This is a genomic window from Paenibacillus sp. FSL R5-0749, assembly GCF_038595085.1.
Taxonomy (GTDB): Bacteria; Bacillota; Bacilli; order Paenibacillales; family Paenibacillaceae; genus Paenibacillus.
This window is the reverse complement of record NZ_CP152005.1, coordinates 4820858-4846398: the sequence shown is the minus strand read 5'-3', so window position 1 is coordinate 4846398 and position 25541 is coordinate 4820858. Positions and strand designations below refer to the sequence as shown.

The following is a 25541-nucleotide window of genomic DNA, read 5'->3' as shown; positions in this document are numbered from 1 at the left end:
TGATTAATGTTGTATTACATGGATTACTAAAGGTATTATAGTGATTTATCGGATATACTTAAGGTTATTCCAGCCTATATCTTATGTATTTAAAGGGGTGTATTACATGGACGAAATAGATCAGCATATTCTGTTTCACTTGGAGAATCAGGCGAGATTATCCATGACCGAATTAGGAAAATTAGTCGGATTATCTCAACCAGCTGTGACTGAACGCGTCAAACGAATGGAAGAAAAGGGGGTTATCGAGGAATATCGTACGGTGATCTCCCCATCCAAATTGGGCAAGCAGAGCACGGCATATGTTCTCTTTCGTACACGGGATTGTTATCCCTTCCTGGATTTCTGCCGTGCGTCACCTGAAGTCGTGGAATGTTATCGGATTAGCGGGGAGTATAACTACTTGCTGAAAATCCTTACAGACACGATCCAGGGACTTGAAGAGTTCCAGAACAAGTGTGACCCATACGGGACTTACATGACCTTGATTACGATGTCTTCTCCGATTGCACATAAAAATCTGATGCAAGGACCGAATTTGCTGGCACAGACAGAATAAGACCGCAGTCTATAAAATGAAATACAGAAGAGGAGTTCACATCAAGTGAACTCCTCTTTGGTTCTTTGTGTAACTCATGGTATCTCATGCAAAATGCCTTCCTGTTATTTAGCTTTGGGGAAGCCATATGTATAAGCCCTCATAGCTACGAGCAATGCAGGAATGAGCAAGATAAACAACGACCCGGCAAGGTATCCTGCTCCCAGTACTTCAAGAAGGATGCCCCCGATGATGCCTCCTCCGCCAATGGCCAGATTCCATGCTGTAACCAGCATCGATTGGGCGACATCTGTACTTTTTCCTCCGGCTTGAGCAATGGCAGTTTGCAGTAGCGTGGCAGCCCCGCCAAACGTAATTCCCCAGATTATGATGCCAAGGATAATCATCACAGGTTGATCAGTACCGATTCCCATCACGACAGATCCCAGAGCGAATGCTGCCAGACTGATAATCACTAATCTACGCAAAAATCGGTCAATGAGCATTCCGGTTAACCAAATTCCCACAATGGAAGTGATACCGAAAATGAGTAAAATCAAGTCTACTCTGTTTGCAAATACGGTCTGGGTAAGGTAGGGGGAAATATAGGTGTAAAGGATATTATGGGCCAGCATCCAGGCCAGAACAACAAACAGAATGGGTCTGACTCCGGGAATTACAAATACTTTATGCAGGGGAAGACGTTCCCCGGCCGGTTCTCCTGCAAAATCTGGCATTTTCCAGAGAACCCATGCGATTAAAGCTGCGGTCAGAAGCGATACAATCCCGAAGATGAGGCGCCAGCCGATATAAGAACTGAGAAAACTACCGATGGGGACACCCAGGGCTAACGCCACCGGAGTGCCGACCATAGCCACGGCCATGGCCTTGCCTTTTAACGAATCAGGGACCATCCGACGAGCATAACCTGCTGTCATTCCCCATAACACACCCGCAGAGACCCCGGCCATAAAACGAGCAGCAAGTGTCAGGATATAATCTGAGGATAAGGCGGTAACGGTGTTAAAGACAAGAAAGCCGCCGATGCATACTAGCAGAAGAGGTCGGCGTCGCCATCCACGTGTGGCAGCAGTCAAAGGAATGGCAGCAATAAGTGATCCAATGGCATAAAGAGTCACCAACTGTCCGGTGAGGGCTTCAGTGACCCCTAAGTCTTTTGCAATCTGTGGCAACAGTCCCGCAGGCAGACTTTCAGTGAGGATGCAAATGAATCCAGCCATGGCTAAAGCAAGTAGCCCCGCCCACGGAAGGCGTTCTGAAGATATGGAAGGCAGCTCCCTTTCCTTGGGGAGGGATGTGTGAATGGCCATGAATTAAAACCTCTTTTCTTATCATTTAATCCTATCCAGAACTATGCATATAAGCTTATCTAAAAAAATCAAACTTTTGCATACAGAATTAAAGGTAAGAAGGAGTTCTTAACATGGTATTTACTTTATTTTGTGAGTTTTTCCGTTAATTCAAAAGGATGCTGTCTGTTCAACCATTCAAGAATGAGTTCGACAGGTTCCAAGTACCGTTGGCCTACCAGCAAACCCGTATGGGTCGTATCCCACAGTCCGGCATATGCAGCGCCCAGCTGCTTGGCAGTTAATTGGCCTCTCTGATCTTCGTCTTCACAGGAAACAGCCTTGATCACCAAGCTGGGGCAATGGATCAGGTCGCCATTAATGGATATTCCATCGGCTCCACACAGGGCTGAAAAGGTAGCAAATGCCTTCGCAGACTCCGTTTGCAGATACTTACGCTGAAAAGCAATGTCTTCTGCCGTCTCATCTATACTGCTCAGTTCATCACGGACAGGTGCAGGCATGATGATGTCCGATACGGTCGCTCGATCTGTTTCAGGATAAGGTACGGCGTCATGGACCTCTTTGCTTATACTGGCATCAATGACAACCAGGCCTGCGAGAGTAGCGGTTTCTGCAATCTTTTGACTGAGAATCCCGCCCATGCTGAAGCCAATAAGAATGGGAGGTTCGTTGATCCCGGCTAACACTTCCCGAATATCCTCCAAATAATCGTCAAACGTAATCTTAGTCATGTCCATGACCCGACTCATGTAATGACTTCTCAAGTTCATGACATAACAGGTCCAACCGTGCTGGACAAAATGGGGGATATATTTGCTACACATCCAGCTGCCTGTGTAGGCACCGTGAAGGAACAGCAGAGGGGGCTTCTTGGTCACTGTTTCGGTATCATGAGGTAGGGTTCCTTCGAAAATTTCCAAGTGTAAATCATGTTCTCCGATCTTCTTGACCTCATGTTGCGGTAATAATTTTGTGTAATCTGTCATGCTAAAAACCTCCTCCGAGATATTGGTTTGATATCAAACTATTTCTCCAAAAAAAATTAGAAGTTGCCATGAATTTTCATTAAAATTCGCAGCAGTTCTTTTTTCTCCGCTTCCGTAACGTCCGTATAAAACACGTCCAGCATGCGCTGCGATATCACTTCAAAGGCCGGCTTTAATTCTTCGCCTTTCGCAGTCAAAGCCACATGAACAACGCGTGAATCGGTTGCATCACGCTCTTTGACGACGTATCCTGTCCGCACCAATTTGTCCACAAGTGCAGTTACAGTGGATTTATCCTTGCCAATTTTTTTGGCGATTTCAGCCATGGTCATCCTGTGATTGTTGTACAGGGCATAGATAATATCCCCATGGGACGTGGCGAGATCCTGGATTCCTTGCTCAGCCATCTCGGCCAGGATGAAGCGGTTGACCTTCTCTTTAATTTTGGATATGAGTGAAATAGCGTCTCTTGTTTTCATATGTGTAATATAGTTTGTTATCAAACTAATGTCAAGCTTTGATCATGTTGTATTACTTGCGGAGTATAGCAAAAGAGCAGTGAGAACTTCTTCTCCTGCTCCTTTGCTCCAGCGATTACTTGATTGGATTAGCTTTCATTTCCTGTCCCATTTTCTCAATACCATCCAGAATCTGATATCCATAACCCCAGAACTGGCTGAAATCTGTGACATAGATCTGTTTATTCTTGATTGCGTTCATACTTTGCAGGGCAGGGTTGGCATACAGATTTTCAATCAGCTTGTCGATATCCGGTGAACCGGCGTACGCGGACAAGAGCAGGTAGTCCGGGTTCGCTGTGATCAACTGTTCGACACTAACCTCACCTTGCACACCATCAAACGTGTTTTTCAGCTTCAACAGGCTCAGCGCATCAAGCTGATACGTATCGTTCTGCATGCTGCTTACCGTAATGGTGTCTTCCGTAGCAGGTACGATGTAGGCAAAAGAATGTTCAGGCTGATCGGCTACACTTGCCTTAATGGCTTCAACACGAGTCTTCAGACTTTCGGTGAATGTTGCGGCATTTTCTTGAACGTCGAAGATCTGCCCAAGTTGTGCGATATCACTATAGAGGCTTTCGAGTGTGCCTTTGTGATTCGTCGTTTGCAGGAATGTACGGATATTCATGTCATTCAATCCATCGACGGTACCCACACCCCAGTCTGCATCAGCGAACAGGTCACCCCGTCCGAGTACCAGATCCGGGCTTGCACCTACAACCAGTTCTTTACCTACGTAATCCTTGGACAATACCGGAATTTTGGCGAAATCATCAGCCACATCCGGTGTAACGGAACCGTATAGAGCAGCAACGCCGACCATTTTATCGGTCAGACCCAACTTGATGAGCATCTCTGCCGCAGATTGGGTATTCGCAACCACACGTTCCGGTGCTTTGTCGAATACTTGCACTTTTGGTTTCCATTCACCACCCTCACCCGAGATCGTGAAATTCTCAATGGTGAGCGGGTATGTCGTTTTATTTGTATTCTGAGCAGAAGTTGAAGTTTCTGTCGTGTTCGTGGTTGAAGTTGTTTCTTCGGCAGTGGAGGAAGTTGAAACATTCGAACAGGCTGCAAGCAGCAGCAACAGGAGACTTAGAGCAGCAATGCCAATCGTTCTGGATGTAAATTTCATGAAATGATGAACCCCTTTTCGATGTGTTTTAAATTGACAAAGATAATCATTCTCAATTATAATCCGATAAAATGCTTTGTAAATAGCTAAATTAAATATGTTCTATATTTTACATGAATTGATGGGGGAAGAGATGGCACAGACGGTTCAGATTCAGACGCAGCGTATGGGGAAAAGAGAGTCTCTGATTCATAGTAAATCCGGGTTTGCTTTACTGATTGCAGTTTTAATCATGATTACAGTTATTTCTGTAGGTATTGCAGTTTCCATTGGACAGGTACACATTCCACTGGCGGAGTCATATCGTATTCTTTTGTACAAATTAACGGGATTTCAGTGGGGGACAACACCCATTGAGGCAGGTTCCTTTACCGATATCATCTGGCAGATTCGTTTCCCGCGTGTGCTGATGGCGATGTTTATTGGTGCAGGCTTGGCCTTGTGCGGTGCTGTTATGCAGGCTGCTGTGCAGAATCCGTTGGCAGATCCATACATACTGGGTATATCCTCAGGCGCTTCACTTGGAGCAACTTTTGCCATTCTCATTGGCTTTGGTGCGATTGGCTGGCTTGGTCAGACCGGAGTTGCTTTCTGGGCCTTTGCCGGAGCGATGGGTGCGTCCTTACTGGTCCTGACTTTGGCAGGGATTCGGGGGAAAATGACATCGGTCAAGCTAGTCCTTGCCGGAATGGTAATTAACGCGCTGTGCAGCGCATTTTCGAACTTTATTATTTATTTTGCCAACAATGCTGAAGGCATCAAAACGGTGACATTCTGGACCATGGGCAGTCTGGCATCTTCCGGATGGAACAAGCTTCCACTCGTGGGTATCGTCGTGCTGGTGGCGATTCTATTCTTTCTTTTACAGTCCAGAGTTCTCAATACGATGTTATTGGGAGATGAAGCAGCCGTCACACTGGGCATTAATCTGAGTGTGTACCGCAGGGTGTATATGCTGTTAACCGCTTTGGTGACAGGTGTCATGGTGGCGAGCTGTGGCATGATTGGTTTCGTGGGACTCATTATTCCGCATATCGTCAGAGGTCTGGTGGGTTCCGACCATCGTAAAGTAATGCCTGTGTCCGTGCTGTTTGGAGCCATTTTCCTCATCTGGACGGATGTTATTGCACGATCCCTCATATCCAGCGTGGAGTTGCCAATCGGTATTATTACGGCCATGATTGGTGCACCCATGTTTATGTATATGCTGGTCAAAAAAGGCTACGGTTTTGGAGGAAATTAACATGAAGCTGAACGTAGAAAATGTATCCATCTCTGTGCTGAACACGGACATCATCAAGGACATTTCATTACAGGTGGACGGCAAACAGTTCGTCGGACTGATTGGACCGAATGGTTGCGGCAAGTCAACGTTACTCAAGAGCATCTATAAAGTGATCAAACCGCAGCAAGGCAAGGTTTTTCTCGACCATACCGATATTCTCAAATCCAGCCCAAAGGTTGTATCCAGACATATGGGTGTTGTCGGCCAGTTTAATGAATTGAGCTTTGATTTTACGGTGCGCGAGATGGTCATGATGGGGCGTACCCCGCACAAAAAAATGCTGGAGACGGATAATGAACGTGACCACGAAATTGTGGAGCAGGCTTTGGAAAAAGTACATCTGACTGGACATGCAGACCGCAATTATGTGTCATTGTCTGGTGGAGAGAAACAGCGTGTCGTATTAGCACGTGTCCTGGCACAACAGCCTGAATTCCTGATCCTGGACGAGCCGACGAACCATCTGGACATCAAATACCAACTTCAAATTCTGAATATTGTCCGTGGACTCGGCATTGGCATATTGGCAGCGCTGCATGATCTCGAACTCGCCGCAGAATATTGCGATTATCTCTATGTGGTGAAGAAGGGCCAGATTGTGGTCCATGGCAAACCGGCTGATATTCTGACTCGCGAGATGATTGGTGAGGTGTTCGATGTAGACTGTGAAATCTATACAAATCCGGTGACGGGTGGTCTGGGTATTGCTTACCTGAGTACACGGTGATCCGGACGGCAAATTGGGCACCAAATCCTTGGGTTTTATGTGAGCCATGGAGGTACCAATCCAAAGTGAAAATAGACCGTACCTGTTGGAGCGAAGTTGTTAATTGCTCGCGGGTAGGTCTTTTTTGGTCAGGTCTAGGCGCGTCTATTGAAGCTTAGGATCAACGGGATGAGCATGAGCACCGTTGCTGACTTCTTGGAAAATATCTGTGGAGTTATTATTATGCGTTGAAGAGTTGCTGCTGTTGTTTTGTTGTTGTTTGGGTTCTGCCGTTGCTGAACTACTACCTGTCATCGCATAACTTCGCAGGATCTCCTCCAGATCTCCAATCGTCACAGGACGAGCATGTCGTTTCAGGACATAACCGAGTTGACCATTAGGTTCCACCGTTGCTGACTCCAGGTCATCTACACTCGTAATTCCGTTCTGCCGCATATGCATCTCGAGCTGGTCCATCGTATAACGCATACGTTTCAGATTCGGAATAATGACTTTCCCGTCCTCGACCACCATTTTGGAACTGCCACTCATTAACCGTTCAAAAATATTAAATTTCAATTGAAGTTGTTCCACCACAAGTAATGTCACAATGAATATTGATGCTGATCCAATCGCTTTGCCAAGCTCATGATTCGCGATGGGCTGTACAATCGTTGTTCCGATGGAGATCATGATGACCGTTGTGGCAACACTCATCTGCGAGATCGACTTGCGTCCTGCAATTCGCAGCAGAATCATGCCGATAAGTACAAGTAAAACCGATTTCCATATCCAGTCCATAAGTATATTCCTTTCTATTTCAATATGCTCTTTGCTTAGGCTGTTCTGGAGTTGGAGAAATTATGCAGTTGGCTGAATTCCATAGCTTTCATTCAACCCTCCCAATCGTTTACAATAGGATATTGATGAAGTAAACAAAGGAGCGGGTCAACGTGGCAAAACAGAAATACTATGTTGTCTGGGAAGGCAAGAAGCCAGGCGTGTACAGTACATGGGCAGAATGCAAAGCGCAGACAGATCAGTATACCGGAGCTAAATATAAATCGTATGAATCCAAAGCGGCTGCAGAAGAAGCGTATCGTGCCGGGTGGAAAGGAAATTGGGGTTCAAGTGCCGGCGGAGCATCGAAGAAGAAGTCAACGGGTAGTGGAAGAAGCGCAGGCATGGAAACGTCGGAGGAAGTGGATTACGACAGTATCTCTGTTGATGTGGGTACACGTGGTAACCCCGGACCTGTAGAATACAAAGGGGTAGACACCCGCACCGGTGAGACTATTTTCTCTGTTGGACCGATCTCCAAAGGCACGAACAATCTGGGCGAATTCCTGGCCATTGTACATGCCCTAGCATATCTGAAAAAAGAAGGAAGTAACAAAACGGTATATACCGACTCGGTCAATGCCATGAAATGGCTGAAGCAGAAAAAAGTAGCCACGACGTTACCAAGAGACAACTCCACGGAAGAGATCTGGCTGATGATTGACCGTGCGGAACAATGGCTCCAGACGAATACGTACAGCAATAAAGTGCTCAAATGGCAGACCAAACAGTGGGGCGAAATCAAGGCCGACTACGGCCGGAAGTAAGTATTCATACAAAGGATGCTTCCTTTATTTCTGGTCTATTAGAATCGTTATTTACAATTTCCAGTTTCCGCTCTATAATCATCTGAATATGATTAGTTAAACATATGGAGGAGCCTGTCATCTGCAGGCCCTCTTTATCTTTTTGGTCCATTGGTTAGCAAGTCCATTTGTTAGAATCAGTTATTTTGAGTATATATTGCAGGAGGCAGACATGAGTTCCATTTATAGAAGTGAAGAAGGCAAGAGCAGCATACTTGAAGAGTATGAGATTTATTTGAACGAGTTGGGTGAGGCGTTTACTCGGGAGTATGTGGAGACACGTTTTGGAAAGACACATGTTCTACTGACAGGCCCTCTGGATGGCAAGCCGTTATTTATTCTCCAGGGCGGTAATTGTGTGAACCCGATGACCTTGTCATGGTTCTCTTCTTTATTTAAAGAATACCGGATTATTGCTCCGGATACGATTGGTCACCCAGGTTATAGCGAGGAAGCGAGCATCTCGACACGATTTGATAGTTTGGCATTATGGGTGTCGGATCTGCTTGACCACTATGAGATTGAAAAGAGCGCGTTTATCGGCCCATCATTTGGAGGAGGCATCATTCTCAGATTGGCTACCTATATTCCCGAACGTATCTCGTGTGCCGTATTGGTTGCTCCTGCGGGTCTTGCGGTCAACTCCAAAATTAAAACAGCTCAGGATATCACGCTGCCGCTCGTCAAGTATCGTATGACGTCTTCACCATCTTCCTTGCAAAAAATTACGGACACCATGTCGTGCAACTGCATGAAAGAAATGGATAAAAACATTATCGGCAAACTTTTCAAATATGTCAGCATAGATCAGGATCTGCCCAAACTCACAGAGCGGGAAGAGCTCGTTAACTATACGTCTCCAACCCTGTTATTGGTGGGGGAGAAGGATGTCTTTTTCCCTGCGGATAAGTGTATTGAACGTGCTCAAAAGATTATTACGAATGTGCAAGCCATTAAGTATGATACCGGACATTTTCCTTCCCAGGACGTATTGGTTCAGATGAACGAGGAAATCGGGCAATTTTTACAGAAAAATTATTAAAAAGGTTGATAAAAATGGACTCAGGAATGTTTTTATCCAGTTTAATTAAGTAATTCCCCTTATCTGTCGATAGAGTATATAAGTGTGCTTTTCTTCAATAGAAGAATAAGAATCTCGATTAGGAACAAATTGTAGTAAGTTTGATATAAAAAAATAATTAACTATTTCGCGTTTAGGTGTTTCAAATTGCATCATTTGGTTTATATAATTGGTTGGCGATGAATTGCTTACTGGTTGAACCAAATGATGCACTTACGCGGAAAGTCTTCCGATCGACAAGGTTGAAAAGAGGTCTGTTATGAGAAAAGACAATTGCAAAATGGCATTGCAGCGCAATGTGATTATAAATGATACATATCAGGTAAGACAGGTATTGGCCAGCAGTGAGTTGGCTATTGTATATGCAGGGCGGGATCGTGACACGGGTGCCAAAGTAGCCATTAAGGAATTCTTCCCGCAGAGAATGGCTGAACGTCAGGTAGACAAGCGCAAGGTGTTCTGCTCTTCACGAGGATACGGTGGGCAATATCAGGAGTTACTGGCTGCATTTATGCTCGAAGGTGAATTGTTATCGAAACTGGATCATCCTCATATTGTGTCGTATTTGGATCATTTTGAAGCGAATGATACAGGATATCTGGTTATGGAATACTGCACGGGAATCACATTGACCGAATATTTGAATGAACACAATCATGCGCTTGATGCTGCCTTCATAACGGAGACATTGCTTCCACTGGTGGATACATTGGATTACATACATAAGCAAGGCATTCTTCACCGGGATGTGAAACCTTCCAACATTATGGTCATGGAGGATGGTACACCCAAGCTTCTGGACTTCGGCTCGGCTACCCGTTGGCCTATGCAATCCGGAGAGAAACAGGTGATATTTACATCGGCAGGTTATTCTCCGCTGGAATTCTATTCGGAGAAATCCAGTCAGGGGCCAATGTCGGACATCTATAGCCTGGCGGCTCTGCTCCATTATTGGACTTGCGGGCAACCCCCTATGGATGTGAAACAGCGGTTGTTCCAGGATGAATTGCCATCTGTTCGCTCACATAATGAGTATGTGAATCCGTGGCTCGCTCGTGTTATTCATTGGGGTCTGACGGTTCGTTCCGAGAAACGCTGTGCTTCCCTGGCCTGGGTCAGAAGCTCGCTGCGAGTTCAAGCCTGGGTGTGGAAAGTGCGCAAGCCAGGTACAGTGGAATGGTCTTTAGCCGAGAATGAACATACGCAGGTCTATGAAGTGGAGTCGAAAAAGCAACATGAAACGGCTTGAGTTATAACATAACATCTATAAATGGGAATGTTTAATGAGCATAGTTCTACATCTAATTAAACCAAGTCGACTTGTAAATGAGGAGATTTGGTTTTTTATGATGAATTTGAAAGGAACACCCTACCTCCGATACAATGTTCTCATAGAGTCTGAGAGAATGGATCAAATACAGTACAGAAATGGAGAAAACCAATATGACTGAATTTATCAACGCTGACGATATTAATGACGTAATTCTGGGTGCGGCGGCAAATGAACTGGAGCAGATGGTGGACAAAATGTGTGAGCTGATGGGCACACCTTTGGAACAAACGAGTGAACTGGAGCGTCAGGTCATGGCTGCTTTTGGTTTTGGCGCGGTATATGGCATCACTCATCGGGATCAGCTGGCAGAGCCACAGGCCCATGCCTTGAGCATTCGAATGCTGATCAAACCGTTTAATTATAGTGAGCAGCAGGCTGTTGATTTTGCGGATGATCTGATCCGGGTGGCTTCCGATCGTGAGGTTCATCCGGTGATGAATACCATTATCCAACGTGGCATTGATGGACACCGCCAGTTCAATCAGGAAGATGACGAAGGACTACAACGTAACATACAGGAGATTTTAACAGCGGTTCAATCGCAGTAATAAACGAGTTTGATTAGATGTGGGAGATGATCACAATGGATCTGATGAAATTAAGCAAGGAACTCTCATACGCGCTGCGACATGCACCATGGGAATATGAGTTGGAGCTGGACGAAGAGGGTTGGGTGGAAATCTCGCAATTGCTGGTGGCTTTACATGAAAGTCCGCAGTGGAAGGAAGTCACACAAGCCGATCTGGAGCAGATGATTCAAGCCTCGGAGAAAAAGAGACATGAAATCCATTCCGGCCGCATTCGGGCATTGTATGGACATTCGACGCCACATAAGATATCCAAGATCGCTGCTGAGCCACCGGAAACCCTTTATCATGGGACACCCGCACGTGCTGTGAATTCGATTATGGAACATGGCTTACAGCCGCGGCAAAGGCAATATGTACATCTGTCCGCAGATATCGATACGGCCAATCAAGTGGGTCGAAGACGAGATGATCAGCCTGTCATTTTGAGAATCGACGCTGCACAAGCGTCCATAGATGGAATCCTCTTTTATCATGGAAACGAAAATATCTGGCTGGCCGATCATGTTCCCGCGCGTTATATTCTTAAGCCATGATGCATGAAGAATGAGTGATGAACTGGTGTGAAACTCATAAACACCCACATCGAATTACAGCAGTCGCAGTGAATGGGTTGAGTGTGCAGTCATCCGTTCGTTCAAAGGGTATATCATTGTATTGATCCTTAGCTACACCAAAAAAGGGACGCATCCAACATTTGTTGGTGTGTCCCTTTCTCCTATCCAAAACTTACTTGCCTACAATCGCTTTAATACCTTCGCTAAGAGGCTGAGCCGGACGGCCAAGCAATTTCTCTAATGTATCACTCTCTACCGCCAATGCACCTTCACGAATAGCACTTTGCATATCAACGAGCATGGATACGACAAAGTCTGGTAGACCTGCACCTTTCATGATGTCAGCGTAAGCGGCATCGTCCACGTTTTGCACGTTAATTTCCTGTCCAAGCACTTCACCAACAATGGCAGCCAGTTCAGCTTGCGTACGCAGTTTGCCGGACAATTCATACACGGTATTTTCATGTCCTTCACCTGCGAGTACAGCTGCAGCAGCATGGGCATAGTCACTGCGCGTAGCCCAGCCGACTTGGCTGTCATTGGTGGCATGAACCCAAGGTGCGCCTTGCGTAGCGGCTTGCATACTGCCTGCTTCATTTTCCAGGTACCAGTTGTTGCGCAGGAAGGAATACGAAATGCCGGATTCACGAATCGCTTTTTCTGTAGCGCGGTGAACTTCCGCCAGGGATAGTGTGTTTTTCTCCGCATTTACAACGCTTGTATAAGCGATGAAGCCTACGCCTGCTTTTTTGGCAGCGTCCACGGCAGTCTGATGTTGGCGAATACGCGTTTCATTGTCACCATCAGTAGAGATAAGCAACAGACGGTCTACACCGGCAAAAGCTTTCTCCAACGTCTCCGGTTGATCGAAATCACCCTGACGCACGTCAACGCCTTGAGCGCGGAGTGCTTCCGCTTTTTCTGGATTACGTACACTTACAGCCAAATCCTTGGCAGAATCGTTTTTTAACAATGCCTCTACAACCAGTGAACCCAATTGACCTGTTGCGCCAGTAACCAAAATTTTCATCTTCTATTCCTCCTAGGGTATGTGTTTGCTAGCATATGGATGTAATCAAAAATGTTATAACAGGTGTGATTACAACGAAAGGGTTAAAAAAAGCTCGCAATGAGCTTTTTTTATTCAGAGACATGAATCCGATCCATCATCTGCTGTATGGTTACACGATTCAAGCGCTGTTCCATGGCTGTCTGAGCCTCAATGAGTTCCGCACGCAAGGTGTGTTCAATCATGTTGCCGACCGGACATTTCGGATTCGGATGTTTGTGAAAGTTAAACAATTCCCCATCCTCCACCACCTCAAGCGCTCGATATACATCGAGAAGGGTAATGTCCGCCGGATCTTTCAACAAGGAAGCACCGCCCACACCAGGTCTGACGTCGATCAGACCGGCCTGTTTCAGCTTGGACATGATCCGCCGAATAATCACGGGATTGGTATTCACACTCTGTGCGATCACATCTCCGGTGCATTCATTGGGCATAACAGCGATCAAGGACAGGGTATGAACCGCAATGGAGAAGCGACTGCTGATTTGTCTCATGGAATGATCACCACCGTTGTAACTATAATAGTTACAAAAGGATCTGTTGTCAACTATAACTTTTACCCCTTCACTGCCCCAGAAGTCAGTCCCCCTACTATATACTTTTGCCCAATCAGGAACACAATTAATACAGGCAATGACGTGAGCACAATATCGGCGCTGACCAGATTCCACTGGGCACTGAATTGCCCGAAGAAGTTATATACAGCAAGCGTCATCGGCCACATCTCGACCGTATTCAGCATATAGAGTGGAGCAGTAAACTCATTCCAGACACTTAGGAAATTAAGAACAAATACCGTTACAAGCACGGACGTGAGCAGAGGCACAATGATTCTCAGGAACAGCTTGATTCCGTTACATCCGTCCATGATCGCGGCTTCATCCAGCTCTTTCGGGATGTTGGACACAAACGCATACGTAATGAACAGCGAGATCGGAATGCCCATGGCCGTATACAGCAGAATCATGCCGAGATGTGAATTGATCATGCCCATCGACTTCATGACTTCCATAAGCGGAATGTAGTTGAGAGGCAGTGTAATGCCGAGAATCAGGAAGAAGTACAGAAACTTGCTGAGCTTTGAATGATTACGGGATAACGTGAAGGCCGAGAACGCCACAACAAATACCAGCAGCAGGGAAGAGGCCCCGGAGTGAAGCAAACTGTTGAAAAAGGAACCTCCCAAGTGTCCCTGTTCATAGACGATTTTGTAATTTTCGAAGATAAACTTCTCGGGCAGCGTCAGTTTAAGCACCTTGGCCTCGGCGTCCGACTTGAATGAATTCAGTACAATGACGACAAAAGGAATCAAGACCACCAGGCTAAGCAGCCAGGCGAGTACATTTAATCCGATGGAAGCGAGTCTTTTTCTCAATCGCATGTTAGTATTCCACCTTTCGGTTCATCAAACGAATGATGAAGAAGGAGATGATCGCCATGATGACAAACAGAATGGTAGATAGCGCACTCCCCAGCCCCCAATATCCTTTGGCAAAAGAGGAATAGACCGCCGTGTTAATGACATCTGTCGCGTTACCAGGGCCACCATTGGTCAGCACGTATACGGCATCGAATACTCTTAGCCCATACGTAATATTAAGCACCGTGGCGATGGTAATGGTAGGCATGAGCATTGGAATAGTAATTCGGAACAGCTTCTGCCCGAAGCCTGCGCCATCAATGGATGCTGCTTCGTAGTAATCCCGTGGAATGGCGAGCAGTCCGGCGATGAACAGCACCATAATGTACCCCATGCCTTTCCACGTATCCACTGCCATGATGGATGGCATGGCCCAGGTCAAGGAGCCCAGCCAGTTCTGGGCCAGAACGTCCAGTCCCATGGAACGCAGGGTCACATTCACGAATCCATTGTTGGGATCAAGCAGACTTTTGAACACAAGCCCAACAATGAGAAATGAAAGCACCTGCGGGGAGAAAATGATCATCCGATGCAGATTGGGGGCCTTTACACCGCTGACTAGGAGCAGAGCCAGGAACAATCCCAGAACGGTCTTGGCGATGGACGTCACGAGGGTGAAGAGAACGGTGTTTTTGATAAAAAGAAGATATGTAGGATCACCCGCCAGAATGGTACGGAAGTGCTCCAGACCGATAAAGTTCTTCTCCGAACTATAACTGTTCCAGTCGGTGAAGGAATAATAGATGCCCAGCAGGGCGGGAGCAACGATGAACAGCAGATATAATACAATCGCTCCAGATGAGAAATACCAGGGATAGATTTTGTTCGCATTCATAACCGGTAACACCTTTCCTTCCTGCCAAAACAAAATACATGAGCGGGCAAATGCCCGCTGCATGTAACACTGTTCAGCATGTATGTTTATCTGCAATATGTGCTGTTACTGCCACTTCTCATCTTTCAGCACTTTGGCTTGTTCAGCACGGCGTTTATCAATGTTTTGCAGAATCTGATCCGGTGTCATGGCTCCGGCGAACATGCCCGACAAGTCTTTGCCAATATCCATCCATTGTGGATCGATATATTTCACAGCGGCCTGCATGACTGTACCTTTTTCATGATTTTTCTCATAATCAATATAATCCTGTGTCAGCTTTGGTTCGATTTCCGGCCAGCAAATGGTCAGGTTACCTTCACCTTCATCAAACACACGTTGCAGATGATCATGCTCGGTAATCCAGCGGAAGAATTTCAGCACTTCTTCGGGATGTTTACTGTTTTTGTTACCGAACATTGCAGCTGAACCGCCCGGATTCACACCAATCGTCTGATTATCTCCCCAAGGCATGACGAAGAACCCCATATTATCTTTCATTGCCGGATACGCTTCGGAGACTTCCTTTTCTGTTCCTGGAACCCGCAGCAACATCGCTGCTTTCTCCTGACCAAACGCTTCAATTCCCGCTTCCACCGTATTGGACAGGAAGTCTTTGCCGAAATAGCCGAGATCCGCAAATTCCTTCAATTGTTCAATGACCGTCTTGAGTTGCGTCATATCTGCGACTTTCATCTCATTGTTGTTTAGTTTTTCGTAGGTTCCCGCTGTCGTTTGCTCATAGTTAGGCCCTGTTTCGAACAAAGGCAGAACCTGATACCACCCGCTGGCGGGTGCCTGATAGAACGGAATAATGTCTTTATCCTTAATTTTCTGGCTGATCTCCTTGAATTCGGCATAGGATGTAGGAGGCTCTATACCGAGCTCTTGGAAGATACGTTTGTTATAGTACACATACCAGATTTTCGTTGGCGCAAAAGAAACCCCGTACACCTTCTCATTGTGACTGACGGTTGGCAAAATCTCTTCGGACATCCGACCTGTGAATTCCTCATTGGTGAGGTCAATGGCATTTTCCTCCGGTCTTACGTTAGCCGGCATACTCAGTGGGTCCACATCGACATTGAAAATGTCAGGTGCTTCGCCAGAGGCCAGCTTCACCTTGATCAGGTCACGCCATTGTGCGTCAGGTACGACCTGAAAGTCAATTTTGACACCGGTCTCCTGCTCATATTCCTTGGCCATCGTCTGCATGATGCCTGTACGCGGAATACCGGATTGGCTGGTTCCAAACGTAAGTGTAACCTTACCCGAACCTTCCGTACTTTTACCTGAGTTGCACCCGGCAAGCAGCAGAGTGGAGAGCAGGAGCACACTTGCGAGCGAAAAAAGAAATCGTTTTCTCATCATTGAACCTCCCGAAATATAAAGAAAATTATTACTTGCCGAAACGCTTTATGTAAGCGTATTCTTATGTGGATAACTTTACTGTGAACAGCGAATACGCTCAATAGACAAAAGCGTTCTGTTGGGTGGACATTTTCGAATGGTGTGACAGATATCATCATAGGACGAGGTGTGTGAGGATTGCGGTATCGATTTGGAACGCTTCAGCAAAGTCTGTTTGCCTATTACTCTGCGGTATTTATTGTCTTTTCGCTCATTGTGGCAGGACTCCTGTATGTTTTTCTTGCGAGTGACATCCGTCATCGAAGTGAAGAACAGCAGCGACAACTGGGGGTATCAATCGTCAGTAATCTGGATCAGGAAGTCGTGAAAATGAACAACTTTTCCATGAATATTGTGTACTCCAATCTGGTCAAAGAACACTTCAGTCACTACTTGGCACCAGCGGAAGACAGTGAGCAGACACTGACGAGTGATCCGGCATTGTATAAGGATACAACCACACTAATTGATGTCATTCTGGCGATTATCAGCAGCTCCAATACCGCCAAGCAGGCCAATATCTATGATGTGAACGGCAAGATGCTGGGAGCGGGGGCATTCAACGGTCAACTATCGATGGACCTGACTCAGCGACCGTGGTACAAGGAAACCTGGGAGCGGAGTGGCTGGCGGGTGATCCAATTGTTACAGGGGGGAGCTTTGCCCATGCCAACAGGTCAGGGGAAATCAGATCAACCGTACATTTCCCTTACCCGGGTATACAAAGATGGCAATTATGTTAGCCAGGGCGTCGTTGAGATTTTGCAGGATGCCGGAACCCTGTTCCAGCATTTGAATGATTTGCAGGCGAGTAACGAAAATCTTCGCATTTATGTGATAGATGAGCAAAATACACGGCTGTATCCACTTACTTCGGATGGTGATGATTCACAGGCAGTCCACTTCGATGATGTGGACTTGATTCAGAAGCTTTCATTTCCTCCGGATACGATGCAGGAGATCACCGACCCTTTGAATCATTCCAAACAGATGATGACGTACATGACGTCACAGGAGACAGGATGGACCGTTGTTGTCATGCAGTCCAAACAGTCCCTTTTTGCGAGTCTCAACCGGATGGCTGTGATGTTTATTGGTGCCACGTTAGCTACGTTGATGCTGATTCTGGTTCTCTCGTATCTGATTTCCAAAAGGGTCACTTTACCTTTGCATCGCTTGCAGCGCATTATTCAGAAAACGGGTGAGAACGATCTGATATCCGGTCAGGATTCGGCGCATTTGTTCAAGCTGGAGCATCCGGGTTCCATCCGGGAGATGGATGAGCTGAATGATACGTTTATTCGGTTGAATCAACAGCTTGTGCAATCTTTTCAGGACAGACTGGCAATGAAATCCCAAGAGACAGAGGCAAGATTACTCGCGCTTCAGTCCCAGATGAACCCGCATTTTCTCTACAACAACATCACGAATATCAGCATCATGGCGGAGGAAGGTATGAATAAGCAGATTGTCGCGTTCTGTGGTCATATCGCGTCCATGCTTCGTTATATCTCTACTCCTGGTAAAAACGGGGTTCCACTGTCTCAAGAACTGGATTATTGTGAGCGATACCTGGAGTGTATGAAGATTCGGTTTGAAGATGATCTGCACTACGAGTTTCATATTCCGGAAGAGATGCAGCATATTCAGGTTCCGATGCTGATGGTACAACCACTATTGGAAAATGCCATGAAATATGGACTGGGTGATACCCCTCCATGGCAACTGAATATTACTGGGGATATGGATGCAGTACAGCAGACCTGGCAGATCCATGTGGAAGACAACGGGCCTGGCATGGAACCTGAGGCACTTGCCAAGATCATGCAGTACATCGAACAGTCACAGGAGTGGGAGCGTATGCCGGAACTCGAAATTAACGGAATGGGACTTAAGAATATATGGGTCCGATTGAAATTATGGTATGGCCCGGCAGCCTACATGCAGATTACGAACAAGCCTTCCGGCGGTGTCCAGATTACAATAGGTGGTTCCATTAGAAAGGAGCATGGCTAACCATGACAATCAAATATAGAACGATTATTGTGGAAGATGAAGCCCTGATTCGCCGGAATGTCTCGCGCAAATTCAGAGAGCTGGACACCCGGTTCGAGGTGATTGGTGAAGCGAGGAATGGTCAGGAAGCGTTACAGCTCATTGAACATTCCGTACCTGATCTGGTTATAACGGATATACAGATGCCCGTGATGAATGGATTGGAACTCGCCAAACATCTGTACTTTGCTTATCCACATGTGAAAATTGTCATTTTGAGTGGATATCATGAGTTTGAATATGCCCGGCAGGCGATCAGCTACAAGGTGGAGGATTATCTCCTCAAGCCATTGTCCGAAGAACAACTTCGTTCACTGCTGGATGCGATGGAATTGAAGCTTGGGAGCGCTGTGGATTCGCTTGCCCATGTCAGTGCCGTGCTGGATGAGCAGGTGAAGCCGGAGGATATCGCAGAGGCTGTTAAGCTGTATTTGAAGCAGAATTATATGCATGAGATTACACTTCAGGACATGGCGGGACAGATGCATTTTAGTGTGGACTATCTAGGAAAGTGTTTTAAGAAAGTAACGGGGGAGACTCCGCTGAAATATATGACAGGTCTGCGGATTAATGAAGCGAAACGTATGCTCGTCACCCATGAGAATATGGATATCAAGACGATTGGTGGAGCGGTAGGGTATAGTGATTCCCACTATTTCAGCCGGATCTTCAAAAACAAAACAGGCATGTACCCCAGTGAGTACCGACTGCAATTGCAGAAACGCAAAAAAGCCCTGTCCATGGATGAGGAGAACCATGTTGACCTGAGCTGATTACTGGGCCAGAGCTTCTTCGGTTATTTTACGAATATCAAACGGGGAGCGAATGCCTTCTTCAATCATGTCGGGGAGAATCTGTTCCAGGAAATATTGCACACAGTGGAGGTCGATATTTTTGATTTTGACCAAGGCATAACGGTACATGACGATAAATTCTTTCTCCGTATTTCCACGTTGGAGTTCGGCAAAAGCTTCGTATACCTGATCCATCTTGTCTGCGACTTCCAGAATCAGTCCTTCGACCGATTGGTCTTTGCCCTCACGCAGCTGTCTGCGGAAAATAGGCTGGAACTCTTCAGGAATATTTTCATTGATAAAATGTTCAACCATGCCTTCTTCAACTTTTTGCAGCATCGATCGCAGTTCCAAAGAATAATGTTTGACGGGTGTCTTGATATCACCGATAAAAATTTCGCCATAATCATGACTGCTCGTAATTTCGTATAACTTCTTCCAATCAATGGTGACGCCATGCTGCTCCTCAATATCTGCAAGTGTTTTGGCGTATTGTACCACTTTCCAAGAATGAGCGGAGACGCTGTGTTCTTCGAATTTGAATTTGCCAGGTGTACGAATAATACGTTCAAGATCATTCAGAGACCTGAAGTACGTATGGATTCCCATATAAGCGATCATCCTTTGCTTGATTGAGTATAAGTGTGAGTATCCATCGACTATACACCAGTTATGTCAACTGTGGATTAAAGCGGATAGCGACGAAGGTAAAATGCAGTTTTAATTATTTTATAGAAGGACGAGAGCATGAAAGGGGAACCATACGAGAGAGTACGCAGCTTATCGATAAATCTTAAAAGCCACGATGTGACTGAACGTAAGTTCGGCATCCATCGTGGCAGTTGAATGAAGAATTATGATTTTTTACGTACCGGTGAAGTATACCAGTAAGCCATTCCGACAAAGAGGGCGCCGCCGATGATATTACCAAGCGTTACCGGAATCATGTTGTGGAACCAGCCTGCCAGTGTAATGGTATCCGGGTGGTTTGGCAACAGCCAGGACAGGGAAAGCAAAGTCATATTGGCCACACTGTGCTCATACCCACTTGCAATAAAGGCGTACAGACACCACCAGATAAGCGCAATTTTGGCGATATCCTCTTTTGTGCGAGCAGCCATCCAGATCGCCAGACAGACCAGCCAGTTACAGAGAATGCCGCGGAAGAACAACTCCGATACGGGAGCGGCCATCTTTTTGGCTGAAGCGACGAATAACAGATGTTCGGGCGCAGCCGTTTTGAACAGGCCGCTGCCTACAATAAGCAGGCTGAGCAGGATCGCACCTAACAAGTTGCCGAGGAAGACGAGTCCCCAGTTTTTCAGTGTATCTTTAACTGTGGTCCGGCCCGCGAGTGTGCTCATGGTGAAAAACATGTTGTTACCTGTAAACAGTTCTGATCCGGCAAAAATGACTAACGTGAGCGCGAGTCCGAAGGACATGCCCATCAACATGGTTTGCAGTGGTGACTGTGCTGCAAGGAGCGGAGCACCGATACTGAAGATCAGCACGATGCCAAGTCCTACATAGGCACCCGCCATTAAGGCGGCAACCATGTAGCGTGAAAGGTTGGAGTTCATCTGATCCCTTTTTTTAACTGCAGCTTCAATAATTCCCTCAACACTTGGTTTATACATTACGGTTTCCCCCATTATTTTGCATCAATCTATGAACGTTTCAATGGAGCTATATCTCAATCCAGACCTGGCCGTTCTCTACCTTCACCGGATACATCTGCACTTGACCATTGTCCGGTGCTTGCACAACACCGGTAGTGAGGTCGATTTTCCAATCATACAGCGGATCGTACAGATAATGTCCTGACACGATGCCTTCTGCCAGTGGACCACCTTTGGGGTGGGGGTTGTGATTATCCGCAGCGAAGATCGTACCATCCGATGCACGAAAGACAGCAAGCTGACGGTTCTGAATCTCAACGACTCTTCCGATTCGCGGCAGGAATTCTTCAACTACTCCGGCAGGGAAGTAGGTGGCTGATTGTTTTGTCGTCATCTTAAACCACTCCTTTTATCTATTTAACGTTCTGATCGTGTTGATCATGCGGGATTGCTTATGGACGAGCCGATACTTCGATGCCGTGGAACATTTTGTTTTGGCCTTCCTCATTGCGAATCGCTTTTTGCCAAGGTTCTTCTACATGTTCAAGTGCGAATTCAATCCGCTCCATCAATGCTTTACGTTCTTCGAGATTATCGACGACAACCGAACGAATATGCTCCAGACCCATGCGTTCCACCCACTCCGAAGTCCGTTCCAGATAGTTACCTGTCTCGCGGTAATATTGCATGATAGCTCCGCACAGTTCAATCAACTCTTCATCTGTTTTCACTTTGCATAGGGAATCAGCCAGTCTTGCTTTAATACCGCCGTTACCACCGATGAATATTTCCCAGCCGCCGTCGTTACCAACGATACCAATATCTTTGGTACATGCCTCTGCACAGTTCCGTGGACAGCCATTGACAGCGTATTTGAACTTGGCAGGCAGATCCAGACGTTCGAATTTCCGTTCAATGCGAGCACCCATCGCCATGGAATCCTGTGTACCGAATCGGCAGAATTGGGAGCCGACACATGTTTTGACCGTGCGCAGCGATTTGGCGTATGCATAACCTGAAGGCATATCCAGTTCAGCCCAGACTTTGGTCAGATCTTCTTTTTTGACACCAATCAAGTCGAGACGCTGACCCCCGGTAACTTTAACTGCTTTCACATCATATTTGACTGAAACGTCAGCAATGCGTTTGAGATCCGCTGGTGTAGTCACCCCGCCATACATCCGCGGTACGACCGTATACGTTCCATCCTTTTGAATATTGGCGTTCATGCGTTCGTTGACAAAACGGGATTCCTTCTCGTCTTCATGCGTGTCCGGTGCAATCATGCCAAGATAATAGTTGATTGCCGGGCGACATTTGGAACAACCTTCAGGCTGACTCCATCCGAGTACATTCATGACTTCTTTGGTCGTTTGTAATCCCTTTGCACGAATCTCGGCTACAATCTCATCCCGTCCCATGGAAGTACATCCACATATGCCTTGTTTGGCTCCACTGCTGAAGTTATCACCAAGTACATATTGCAGAATCTGTTCCACAACCGGTTTACATCCACCGCAAGAGCGTGTTGCACCCGTACAGGCTTTGATTTCATCTACAGTAGTGAGGCCCTGGTTGGTAATGACATCAACAATCGTTCCTTTAGTGACCCCGTTACATCCGCAGACGATTTCGTCTTCCGGCATCGTTTCAACAGAGGTTGTTTTCTTATGACCGCCGCAGCCTGTACCCATGAGTGAGCTATACAGTTCTTCAGTCATTTCAGTCTGATGTTTAATTAACTTCTGCAATTCGGCAGAATCCGTAATGTCACCGAATAGAACAGCACCAACCATTTTATTATCGCGGAGCAGAATTTTTTTGTAGGTCCGTTTCCAGTCGTCTTTATGCGAAATGACGGTGTGCTCCGGACTGTCGATGAATTCACCAGTTGAAAAGACGTCCACACCCGAAATTTTCAATTTCGTTGATACTACAGAGCCTTCATACGGAGCGGTCTCCACACCGCAGATATGTTTCGCGAGAATCATGCCTTGCTCGAACAATGGGGCAACGAGGCCGTAACATACCCCTCTGTGCTCTGTACATTCCCCAACCGAATAGACATTCTCAAGTGAAGTCTGCATGTAGTCATTCACAACAATACCCCGGTTCACTTCCATACCGCTTTCACGGGCTACAGCTGTATTCGGTTTGATCCCTACAGCCATGACCACAAAGTCAACATTCAGCACGGAATCATCGGCAAAACGAATGCCTTCAACCCGTTCACCGCCAAGCAGTTCGGAAGTCTGTGCGCCCATTTTGAACCGAATTCCTTGACGTTCCAGTTCGGCCTTCAACATGGCTGAAGCTTGCGGATCAAGCTGACGCTCCATCAGATCTTCCATCAGATGTACTACGGTAACCTCCATGCCAAGTTGTACCAGACCTTTGGCCGCTTCAAGACCCAGCAGTCCGCCCCCGATCACGGCCGCTCGTTTGTACTGTTTAGCAGCGTCGAGCATGACGTTACAATCGGCGATATCACGGAAACCAACGACACCTTCTTTGTCATGCCCCGGTACGGGGAGAATGAAGGAGTTGGAGCCTGTTGCAATGATAATTTTGTCATAAGGAAAGCGAGTTCCATCCTCCGTAATGACCTCAAGTGTATCCGAATCAATTCGGGCTACAGTTGTTCCAGTATGGAGTGTAATACCATAATCTTCATACCAGTGGAGATCATTCAGCACGATGTCATCCAGTGTTTTACTGCCTTCCAGTACATATGACAACATAATGCGGTTGTAGTTAGGATAGGGCTCTGTGCCAAAAACGGTAATATCAAATCGCGTAGTTAATTTCAAAATTTGTTCGACGGTACTGATTCCTGCCATACCGTTACCAATGATAACGAGTTTCTCTTTTTTTCCGTTCATGTGTGTATGCCTCCTTGAATAGACGCTGTACATTACCTGCAATTTTAGTGGTTTATATTTGAAATTATACAAGGTGTTGACGATAATTTATGTGATTTAATTCACTAATAAAGATAGAAGAGTCATAAATTTAATAGTGTGAGCCCCATCACAGAAAGTGATATTTATTTTTATATAAATAAGAAATACGAACTATTGTTCTTGTTTTGGTTTCGTTGTACTATCAAAAGTGGGCTATGTATGTTCCCTATTTCTTCGAAAGGACGTTTTTGCATCATGATGGGAAGATCCCACCTGATTATCGGGACAGGCGTTTCGCTATCTGTACTTCAGTTGGCTGGTATGCCGGTGACTGCACCCGCAGTTACGGTTGCTCTGATTGGTTCGTTATTGCCTGACATCGATGAGCCGAATTCGCTGCTGGTATCGAGAGCCTTGCCTAACAGTCTCATCAGGCTGTTACAGACCGTTCTTTTGCCGACAGCTGTGTTTGTGTACTTCTATGTTCATGCCAAACCATGGAACCTGCTGCTTGCAATTCTCATTGCACTCGTGTCATTCCTGCCTTCGCGTTCTCTTCGCAAAGTGTTGATGTTCACCATTGGACTCGGCCTGGTGTTCTACGGCCACGCATTTGCTCCGTGGAATCTGATTGCAGGCAGCCTGCTTATGCTGTGCACCACACTAACGCATAGGGGATTAACGCATACCTTGTATGGAACTGCGGTCTGGGCTGGTTTACTTTACAGCACCTCGCAACAGCAGGGGCCGGAAATCTGGGTAGCGGGAGGCACAGCGTACGCGATGCACTTGTTGGCCGATTCATTAACCAATCGTGGCATTCGTCCGTTACCACCGCTCAAGTGGCGCATACGAGCCAACCTGATGAGTACAGGAACCAAACATGGAGCCGTTGTAGAGAATGTCTGCATTGTGCTTACCCTTATTTTGGCGTGGTTTGCGTTCTCGCCATTATTTCTGTAATGATACATAAAATGCCAGTCCGGTGAATCGGATTGGCATTTTGATGTGTTCATTTTCTCCAGATGCTGCGATTTTTACTGTTAGGACTTACGAAGATCAGGTTGAAGTAGGTGAGCCAGTGAGTGTTCCGATGTCAGTAGAGCCATAAACAAATAAAACAACAAGAATAAGCACAATTAACAGTTCGGCAAACCCGGTTCCGTCAAACTCGGACATGATGTCCACCTCATTTCTTGGCGATTAGGAATTGATCCTCTGTTGAAATGCCTGTATAACATCATTCAGCGTCATATCGCCGCCGGTTTCATCCAGGAATTGTACCAGTTTGTCTGAATTGGAGGGTGTGACCTTTTGAAGTGTTTTATATTGACCAACCAATTCCACAACCAATGTAGCCTCACGAAACAACGTGACAGCATCCACTCTCAACTTTCCGCTCACCAATAGCGCTGCTACAATCAATTCGAGATTTTTTCCCTTGAGGTTTCCATTAAGGAGGGTATTAGCAGCGTTTGGTTTTTTGTTAGAACCTTTATTCGATTTTCCGTTTCTTCCCACTGCCATAACAGGTCCCCCACTGGTTGGTGTTTGGTTATTGATCTTCCATTATCGTATATCTTATGTGGCATTCTCCATAATGTTCGACCTATTAATCTAGTTGATTAAACCAAAAAAGAGACATCCCGGTCTGACGGGACATCTCTTTCAGGCATAATTAT

The 25541-nt window shown here is 46.2% G+C and carries 26 protein-coding genes; 11 read left to right on the top strand and 15 right to left on the bottom strand.

The genetic code is table 11. From position 1 onward, the window contains the following. The first annotated feature begins 106 nt into the window (after positions 1 to 106). Complete coding sequence (locus tag MKY85_RS21685; RefSeq protein WP_339236197.1) at positions 107 to 559, top strand: Lrp/AsnC family transcriptional regulator; 453 nt, start codon at positions 107 to 109, stop codon at positions 557 to 559. Between the two features lie 104 nt (positions 560 to 663). Here MKY85_RS21685 and MKY85_RS21680 read toward each other — a convergent pair whose 3' ends face one another. From MKY85_RS21680 to MKY85_RS21665, 4 genes are all read right to left on the bottom strand, one after another. Next, the gene (locus MKY85_RS21680) at positions 664 to 1869 is read right to left on the bottom strand and encodes an MFS transporter (RefSeq protein ID WP_342570721.1); all 1206 of its coding nucleotides are present in this window, start codon (positions 1867 to 1869) and stop codon (positions 664 to 666) included. 125 nt (positions 1870 to 1994) lie between these two features. Further along, positions 1995 to 2858: an alpha/beta hydrolase family protein gene (locus MKY85_RS21675; protein ID WP_342570720.1), complete on the bottom strand. Its 864-nt coding sequence runs from the start codon at positions 2856 to 2858 to the stop codon at positions 1995 to 1997. Between the two features lie 56 nt (positions 2859 to 2914). Beyond that, entirely contained in the window at positions 2915 to 3361 is a 447-nt protein-coding gene (locus MKY85_RS21670; RefSeq protein ID WP_342570719.1) for a MarR family transcriptional regulator, read from the bottom strand. A 91-nt stretch (positions 3362 to 3452) separates the two neighbouring features. Next, positions 3453 to 4517 (bottom strand): ABC transporter substrate-binding protein, encoded by a 1065-nt coding sequence (locus tag MKY85_RS21665; RefSeq protein ID WP_342570718.1) that lies wholly within the window; start codon positions 4515 to 4517, stop codon positions 3453 to 3455. A gap of 166 nt (positions 4518 to 4683) precedes the next feature. On the opposite strand from MKY85_RS21665, the gene MKY85_RS21660 reads away from it, so the two are divergent. Then, positions 4684 to 5760, top strand: coding sequence for an iron ABC transporter permease (locus MKY85_RS21660; protein ID WP_342573453.1), 1077 nt, complete (start codon positions 4684 to 4686; stop codon positions 5758 to 5760). 1 nt (position 5761) lies between these two features. After that, the gene (locus MKY85_RS21655) at positions 5762 to 6529 is read left to right on the top strand and encodes an ABC transporter ATP-binding protein (RefSeq protein ID WP_339256546.1); all 768 of its coding nucleotides are present in this window, start codon (positions 5762 to 5764) and stop codon (positions 6527 to 6529) included. Positions 6530 to 6673: 144 nt separating this feature from the next. On the opposite strand, the gene MKY85_RS21650 is transcribed toward MKY85_RS21655, so the two are convergent. Further along, entirely contained in the window at positions 6674 to 7309 is a 636-nt protein-coding gene (locus MKY85_RS21650) for a DUF421 domain-containing protein (protein ID WP_339236180.1), read from the bottom strand. 152 nt (positions 7310 to 7461) lie between these two features. Between MKY85_RS21650 and MKY85_RS21645 the strand changes: the two genes are divergently transcribed. The 5 genes from MKY85_RS21645 to MKY85_RS21625 all read left to right on the top strand — a co-directional run bounded on the left by MKY85_RS21645 (position 7462) and on the right by MKY85_RS21625 (position 11691). Then, complete coding sequence (locus MKY85_RS21645; protein ID WP_342570717.1) at positions 7462 to 8115, top strand: ribonuclease H family protein; 654 nt, start codon at positions 7462 to 7464, stop codon at positions 8113 to 8115. 211 nt (positions 8116 to 8326) lie between these two features. Further along, positions 8327 to 9196 carry an alpha/beta hydrolase gene (locus MKY85_RS21640; RefSeq protein WP_342570716.1) on the top strand — a complete coding sequence of 290 codons (870 nt, stop codon included), beginning with the start codon at positions 8327 to 8329 and terminating at the stop codon, positions 9194 to 9196. Between the two features lie 298 nt (positions 9197 to 9494). After that, positions 9495 to 10484 (top strand): serine/threonine-protein kinase, encoded by a 990-nt coding sequence (locus MKY85_RS21635; protein WP_342570715.1) that lies wholly within the window; start codon positions 9495 to 9497, stop codon positions 10482 to 10484. 194 nt (positions 10485 to 10678) lie between these two features. Next, positions 10679 to 11116, top strand: coding sequence for an Imm48 family immunity protein (gene imm48 / locus MKY85_RS21630; protein WP_339256540.1), 438 nt, complete (start codon positions 10679 to 10681; stop codon positions 11114 to 11116). Between the two features lie 35 nt (positions 11117 to 11151). Further along, complete coding sequence (locus MKY85_RS21625; protein ID WP_339236169.1) at positions 11152 to 11691, top strand: RNA 2'-phosphotransferase; 540 nt, start codon at positions 11152 to 11154, stop codon at positions 11689 to 11691. 193 nt (positions 11692 to 11884) lie between these two features. Here the strand turns inward: MKY85_RS21625 and MKY85_RS21620 are convergent, their stop codons facing one another. The 5 genes from MKY85_RS21620 to MKY85_RS21600 form a co-directional block, all read right to left on the bottom strand. After that, positions 11885 to 12742 (bottom strand): SDR family oxidoreductase, encoded by an 858-nt coding sequence (locus MKY85_RS21620; RefSeq protein ID WP_342570714.1) that lies wholly within the window; start codon positions 12740 to 12742, stop codon positions 11885 to 11887. 110 nt (positions 12743 to 12852) lie between these two features. Further along, positions 12853 to 13278, bottom strand: a complete 426-nt coding sequence (locus MKY85_RS21615) for an Rrf2 family transcriptional regulator (protein ID WP_339236164.1) — start codon at positions 13276 to 13278, stop codon at positions 12853 to 12855. A gap of 62 nt (positions 13279 to 13340) precedes the next feature. After that, positions 13341 to 14165 carry a carbohydrate ABC transporter permease gene (locus tag MKY85_RS21610; RefSeq protein WP_339236162.1) on the bottom strand — a complete coding sequence of 275 codons (825 nt, stop codon included), beginning with the start codon at positions 14163 to 14165 and terminating at the stop codon, positions 13341 to 13343. 1 nt (position 14166) lies between these two features. Further along, the gene (locus tag MKY85_RS21605; RefSeq protein WP_342570713.1) at positions 14167 to 15039 is read right to left on the bottom strand and encodes a sugar ABC transporter permease; all 873 of its coding nucleotides are present in this window, start codon (positions 15037 to 15039) and stop codon (positions 14167 to 14169) included. 105 nt (positions 15040 to 15144) lie between these two features. Continuing rightward, positions 15145 to 16449 carry an ABC transporter substrate-binding protein gene (locus MKY85_RS21600; RefSeq protein WP_339306639.1) on the bottom strand — a complete coding sequence of 435 codons (1305 nt, stop codon included), beginning with the start codon at positions 16447 to 16449 and terminating at the stop codon, positions 15145 to 15147. Between the two features lie 177 nt (positions 16450 to 16626). Here MKY85_RS21600 and MKY85_RS21595 point away from each other — a divergent pair, with 177 nt between their 5' ends. Together MKY85_RS21595 and MKY85_RS21590 are read left to right on the top strand one after the other, a co-directional pair. Then, positions 16627 to 18504 carry a histidine kinase gene (locus MKY85_RS21595; RefSeq protein ID WP_342570712.1) on the top strand — a complete coding sequence of 626 codons (1878 nt, stop codon included), beginning with the start codon at positions 16627 to 16629 and terminating at the stop codon, positions 18502 to 18504. Between the two features lie 2 nt (positions 18505 to 18506). Beyond that, on the top strand, positions 18507 to 19316 hold the full coding sequence (locus tag MKY85_RS21590) for a response regulator (RefSeq protein WP_342570711.1): 810 nt from the start codon (positions 18507 to 18509) through the stop codon (positions 19314 to 19316). Here the strand turns inward: MKY85_RS21590 and MKY85_RS21585 are convergent, their stop codons facing one another. The 4 genes from MKY85_RS21585 to nirB form a co-directional block, all read right to left on the bottom strand. Beyond that, positions 19317 to 19946 carry a YfbR-like 5'-deoxynucleotidase gene (locus MKY85_RS21585; RefSeq protein WP_133385582.1) on the bottom strand — a complete coding sequence of 210 codons (630 nt, stop codon included), beginning with the start codon at positions 19944 to 19946 and terminating at the stop codon, positions 19317 to 19319. A gap of 245 nt (positions 19947 to 20191) precedes the next feature. Next, entirely contained in the window at positions 20192 to 20974 is a 783-nt protein-coding gene (locus tag MKY85_RS21580) for a formate/nitrite transporter family protein (RefSeq protein ID WP_342570710.1), read from the bottom strand. Positions 20975 to 21023: 49 nt separating this feature from the next. Next, on the bottom strand, positions 21024 to 21350 hold the full coding sequence (gene nirD, locus MKY85_RS21575; protein WP_339236145.1) for a nitrite reductase small subunit NirD: 327 nt from the start codon (positions 21348 to 21350) through the stop codon (positions 21024 to 21026). Between the two features lie 58 nt (positions 21351 to 21408). Next, complete coding sequence (nirB, locus tag MKY85_RS21570; protein ID WP_342570709.1) at positions 21409 to 23838, bottom strand: nitrite reductase large subunit NirB; 2430 nt, start codon at positions 23836 to 23838, stop codon at positions 21409 to 21411. Between the two features lie 276 nt (positions 23839 to 24114). Between nirB and MKY85_RS21565 the strand changes: the two genes are divergently transcribed. Beyond that, positions 24115 to 24822 (top strand): metal-dependent hydrolase, encoded by a 708-nt coding sequence (locus tag MKY85_RS21565; protein ID WP_339236141.1) that lies wholly within the window; start codon positions 24115 to 24117, stop codon positions 24820 to 24822. Between the two features lie 240 nt (positions 24823 to 25062). Here the strand turns inward: MKY85_RS21565 and MKY85_RS21560 are convergent, their stop codons facing one another. Next, positions 25063 to 25386, bottom strand: coding sequence for a hypothetical protein (locus tag MKY85_RS21560; RefSeq protein ID WP_339236139.1), 324 nt, complete (start codon positions 25384 to 25386; stop codon positions 25063 to 25065). Positions 25387 to 25541 lie beyond the last annotated feature (155 nt).